This is a genomic window from Peribacillus sp. P4_C12, assembly GCF_056402095.1.
Genome location: NZ_JBFUIB010000279.1, coordinates 1 through 4,937, shown reverse-complemented (window position 1 = coordinate 4,937; position 4,937 = coordinate 1). Strand labels below are relative to the sequence as shown.

4 protein-coding genes are annotated in these 4,937 nt (G+C 40.0%); 3 read left to right on the top strand and 1 reads right to left on the bottom strand.

Annotated elements, in window-relative coordinates:
- Nucleotides 1-1,193, top strand: a 1,193-nt coding sequence (gene gcvPB / locus AC1DUW_RS20990; RefSeq protein ID WP_477643364.1) for an aminomethyl-transferring glycine dehydrogenase subunit GcvPB, incomplete at its 5' end; no start/stop codon positions are given.
- A gap of 177 nt (nucleotides 1,194-1,370) precedes the next feature.
- Here the strand turns inward: gcvPB and AC1DUW_RS20985 are convergent.
- Nucleotides 1,371-1,754 carry a rhodanese-like domain-containing protein gene (locus AC1DUW_RS20985; RefSeq protein WP_053346934.1) on the bottom strand — a complete coding sequence of 128 codons (384 nt, stop codon included), beginning with the start codon at nucleotides 1,752-1,754 and terminating at the stop codon, nucleotides 1,371-1,373.
- A 216-nt stretch (nucleotides 1,755-1,970) separates the two neighbouring features.
- Between AC1DUW_RS20985 and AC1DUW_RS20980 the strand changes: the two genes are divergently transcribed.
- Both AC1DUW_RS20980 and AC1DUW_RS20975 read left to right on the top strand, forming a co-directional pair.
- On the top strand, nucleotides 1,971-2,807 hold the full coding sequence (locus AC1DUW_RS20980) for a lipoate--protein ligase family protein (protein WP_477643363.1): 837 nt from the start codon (nucleotides 1,971-1,973) through the stop codon (nucleotides 2,805-2,807).
- A gap of 389 nt (nucleotides 2,808-3,196) precedes the next feature.
- A partial coding sequence (locus tag AC1DUW_RS20975; RefSeq protein WP_477643362.1) for a vitamin B12-dependent ribonucleotide reductase occupies nucleotides 3,197-4,937 on the top strand: 1,741 nt, incomplete at its 3' end.

Sequence of the window (4,937 nt, the reverse complement as noted above, 5' to 3'; positions counted from 1 at the left end):
ATGAAAATGTGGCGCGTTTTAACGGTTTCGCCCATATTCATCCATATCAAGATCCAGCGACTGTACAGGGAGCCTTGGAACTATTATTTGACTTGCAAGAACATTTAACAGAAATCACAGGGATGGATCAAGTGACCTTACAGCCAGCAGCAGGTGCACATGGTGAATGGACAGGATTAATGATGATTCGTGCCTTCCATGAAGCGAACGGCGATACAGCACGGACGAAAGTGATAGTTCCTGATTCGGCACACGGTACGAATCCAGCTTCCGCCACTGTTGCGGGGCTCGAAACGATTACGGTAAAATCAGATGAAAATGGCTTAGTTGACCTTGAAGATTTAAAGCGCGTGGTAGGTTCGGATACAGCGGCTTTAATGCTGACGAATCCCAATACATTAGGATTGTTTGAAGAGAATATTTTGGAAATGGCAACACTTGTCCACGATGCTGGTGGGAAGCTTTATTATGATGGGGCCAATCTTAATGCAGTCCTATCTAAAGCCCGCCCAGGTGATATGGGCTTTGATGTGGTCCATTTAAATCTCCATAAAACATTTACAGGTCCACATGGTGGTGGTGGCCCGGGTTCTGGTCCTGTCGGAGTAAAATCGGATTTGATTCCTTACTTGCCTAAACCACTCGTGGTCAAACGAGATGAGCAATTTATGCTGGATTATGATCGCCCGCAATCCATAGGAAGAGTTAAACCTTATTACGGAAACTTCGGAATAAATGTGAGGGCTTATACGTACATTCGTTCTATGGGTCCTGATGGTCTTAAGGCTGTCACGGAGAATGCGGTCATCAATGCGAATTATATGATGCGTAGGTTGGAACCATATTTTGATTTACCATATAATCGCCATTGTAAGCATGAATTTGTGCTTAGTGGCCGCCGGCAAAAGAAGTTGGGCGTCCGAACACTCGATATTGCCAAAAGATTACTAGACTTCGGCTATCATCCACCTACTATTTACTTCCCGTTGAACGTGGAAGAAGGAATGATGATAGAACCGACTGAAACGGAGTCAAAGGAAACTCTCGACGCGTTCATTGATGCGATGATTCAGATAGCTAAGGAAGCGGAAGAAACTCCGGAGATCGTACAGGAAGCGCCACATACAACAGTTATTAAAAGGCTGGATGAAACGCTTGCTGCAAGAAAACCAGTCCTCCGTTATCAGGCTTAATAGCCTAAATAAAAATCCCTGCCATCTGGGCGGGGATTTTTATTTTTTATATGTATAGAGAATGACCGGCTGGAAATGAATATACCATAAGACATAATAAGCTATAAGACGGCATTTCATTTCAATTTTTAGTATGATAGCTTTTTAATTAAAAAGAGCCCATGCGGAGATGGGTTCTTATTTCTTTGCTTTAATTTTACCGGTCCACATTTTGAAACCGCCTTTTAGGTGAAACAGTTCTTTGTAGCCTTTTTTGTATAGCATGGCTGCAGCTCTTCCGCTGATGATTTCGCTTTGAGCGTACAAGTATACAGGCTTGTCCGGCCTAATTTCGACCAGGCGTGTTTTCATTTGAGTCATAGGGATGTTTCTTGCGCCTAAGATATGACCATTATCAAATTCATTTGGTTCCCGCACATCGATTAGTTGTACTTTTCTGTAGTTAGCAATAAATTCATCCTGTGTTAACGTTTTAACGATTTTACGCTGGCGGTACCAATTAAAAAGTGAATACGCAATAACCACTCCTATGATGATGAGCAGTGTATATAATAATTCCAAACATAAAAACTCCCTTCTACCTAACGAATACAGACAATCTTTATTATATAATTGCTTTAACTAATAATCAAAAAATATTTTCGTAAAATTCTTTATCGACTTAATGGTACTTTCTTTTTTAGAGTGTTAAAGTCTGTTAAACTACTAAATGTGAGTTTTTTTATGACGGAATTACTGACTTACTTTTAAACAGTCTACATGAAATGAGGGGTAAGGATGACAAAAGAAAAATGGGGATTTATAGATTCTGGATATTGTTCACCAGCTTTTAATATGGCGATKGACGAAGCTCTTTTAAACTGGCAGAGTAAAGGGGAAATACCACCGATTATACGCTTTTATGGTTGGGACCCAGCTACATTGTCGATTGGTTATTTTCAAAAGGCAGAATCTGAAATTGATATAGAAGAAGTTAAAAGGCAGGGCCTCGGTTTTGTTCGCAGACCAACAGGAGGACGTGCTGTACTGCACGAACATGAATTGACTTATAGCGTAATTGTCCCAGAATCCTATCCGGGAATGCCTACTACTGTTACTGAGGCATATCGAGTTATTTCTGAAGGAATATTAATGGGGTTCAGGAATCTTGGATTGGATGCTTATTTTGCTGTACCTCGAACCGAGCAGGAGAAAGCCGCATTAAAAACACCAAGATCTTCGGTTTGCTTTGATGCGCCAAGCTGGTATGAATTGGTTGTTGAAGGCCGGAAGGTAGCTGGCAGTGCACAAACAAGGCAAAAAGGTGTAATCCTTCAGCATGGGTCCATTTTACTTGAACTTGATGATGAAAAGCTCTTTAGCGTTTTTAAATTCTCAAATGACAGGGTTAAAGAGAGAATGCAAAAAAGCTTAAAAAACAAAGCCGTGGCCATTAATGATATTGCTGGAAGAAAGATTACCATCCCTGAAGCAAAAGTTGCTTTTGAAAAAGGTTTTGCCGATGGACTATCGATCGAATTAGAGCCATACGTCCTCACTGAACAGCAATTGCTGGAAGTGAAAGCCATTGCAGAAAGCAAATATGAAAGCGATGAATGGAATTTTTTGAGATAGAAGAAGCAGGATAATTAGAACAGATAATAAAAATGTTTTTTCAGATTTTTGCAAACAAATAAGCTTTTCCTTGCAACGATAAGCACTAACAAGGACAGGGAAAAAGCAAGGTTCAAATTAATTGAAATCTGATGAAAAATTATTATAAATCGACATTTTCCTCCCTTTTACTAACTATATTAATTGATTTATCGTTTGACAAAATTAAAAGTTAATCAACACAAACACAATATATAGTAGTCGAAATATTKATTGCGACACTATATATTGATTTTTGAGTTTCGCTATGATAAATTTAGGGTAACTTGTTAAGCGAAACGGACATGTAAGACTACATATAAATTTTTGCAGCAAGAACGGATCTTGAAACATATAAAGGAGAGGGAATTATGTCGGTTGTAATAAAAGAAGCTATAAAGGTTGATCTAGAAAGGTTGAATAAGGATATTTCTTTATTTCCCCAGGTCCATCCTGTAACAGCTGATATGAAAATGACGCATAAAGGCGTGTCCCGTCTAGTTATGCTTGACCGCTATTCTTTTAAGGATACTGAAAAAATTACGCTCTCGACTGGCGATTTTGTAGTATTGACGATTAAGGAAGATCCGAAATTCCCTGCACGGGGTCTTGGTTACATCGTTGAAATAGATTGGGAAACGAAAAAAGCTAAGGTATTAGTGGATGATGAATTCCGCGGAGCATTAGATAACCCGGAAGAAGTGGAAACGGGGATTGTAAATCGACCGCTTGATATCATTGAAAAGCCGCTTGAAATATACTATGAACAAATTGCAAAACGTAATGCAACGGGATTGGCTTCAGTGGAAAAGACTGAAGAAAAAAGAACGGAATGGTTCAATAAGTTCTATGAAGAATTAAAGAACCTTAATTTTGTCCCAGCAGGACGTGTATTATATGGAGCCGGTTCTAACACGGATGTTACTTATTTTAATTGCTATGTAATGCCATTTGTTCCGGATTCACGCGAAGGAATTTCCGAACATAGAAAGCAAGTCATGGAAATCATGAGCCGCGGAGGCGGTGTAGGTACGAACGGATCGACACTTCGTCCAAGAAATACATTGGCAAAAGGGGTAAATGGAAAATCCTCCGGTTCAGTTTCATGGCTTGATGATATTGCGAAATTGACCCATCTTGTTGAACAGGGCGGAAGCAGACGCGGTGCACAAATGATTATGCTTGCGGATTGGCATCCAGACATTGCTGAGTTCATTATTTCGAAAATGCAAAATCCACGGATTCTTCGCTACTTAGTGGAAAACACAAAAGATGAAACCATCAAAAAGTACGCTACAGATAAATTAAAATTCACTCCGCATACCGAACAGGAAACGGCTATGTACCAAGGTATTATCAACTATAAAGAGATTCCGGGTTTAGGCGGATTTAGCGAGAAAATCATTAGAGAGGCCGAGGAAAAGGTTCGTACAGGCGGAACGTACAGTGTCCATAATGCCGATTTTCTAACAGGCGCCAATATCTCGATTTGCTTGACTAAGGAATTTATGGAAGCTGCCGAACAAGATGGCGAATATGAATTGCGTTTCCCGGATGTTGAAAGCTATAATGCTGAAGAAATGGCGATTTATAATGAAGAATGGCACAATGTCGGTGATGTACGCGAGTGGGAAAAAATGGGCCGCAAAGTCCGTGTTTACCGTAAAATCCGAGCTAAAGAGCTTTGGAACTTAATTAATATTTGTGCTACTTATTCTGCTGAGCCTGGTATTTTCTTTATTGATAATGCTAACGAGATGACAAATGCAAAAGCATACGGACAACAAGTTGTAGCAACGAACCCATGTGGTGAACAGCCACTGGCTCCATACTCTGTATGTAACCTAGCAGCTGTCAATTTAGCAGAAATGGCTGATAAAGATAACAAAACAGTTAACTTTGAGAAACTTAAGCAGACCGTAGAAGTGGGTGTGCGTATGCAGGATAACGTCATTGACGCAACCCCTTACTTCTTAGATGAAAACAAGAAACAAGCACTCGGCGAGAGACGGGTTGGTCTTGGTGTTATGGGTCTACATGATTTGTTAATCTATTGTGAAACGGAGTACGGATCTGAAGAAGGGAATATCCTGGTAGACAAGGTGTTTGAAA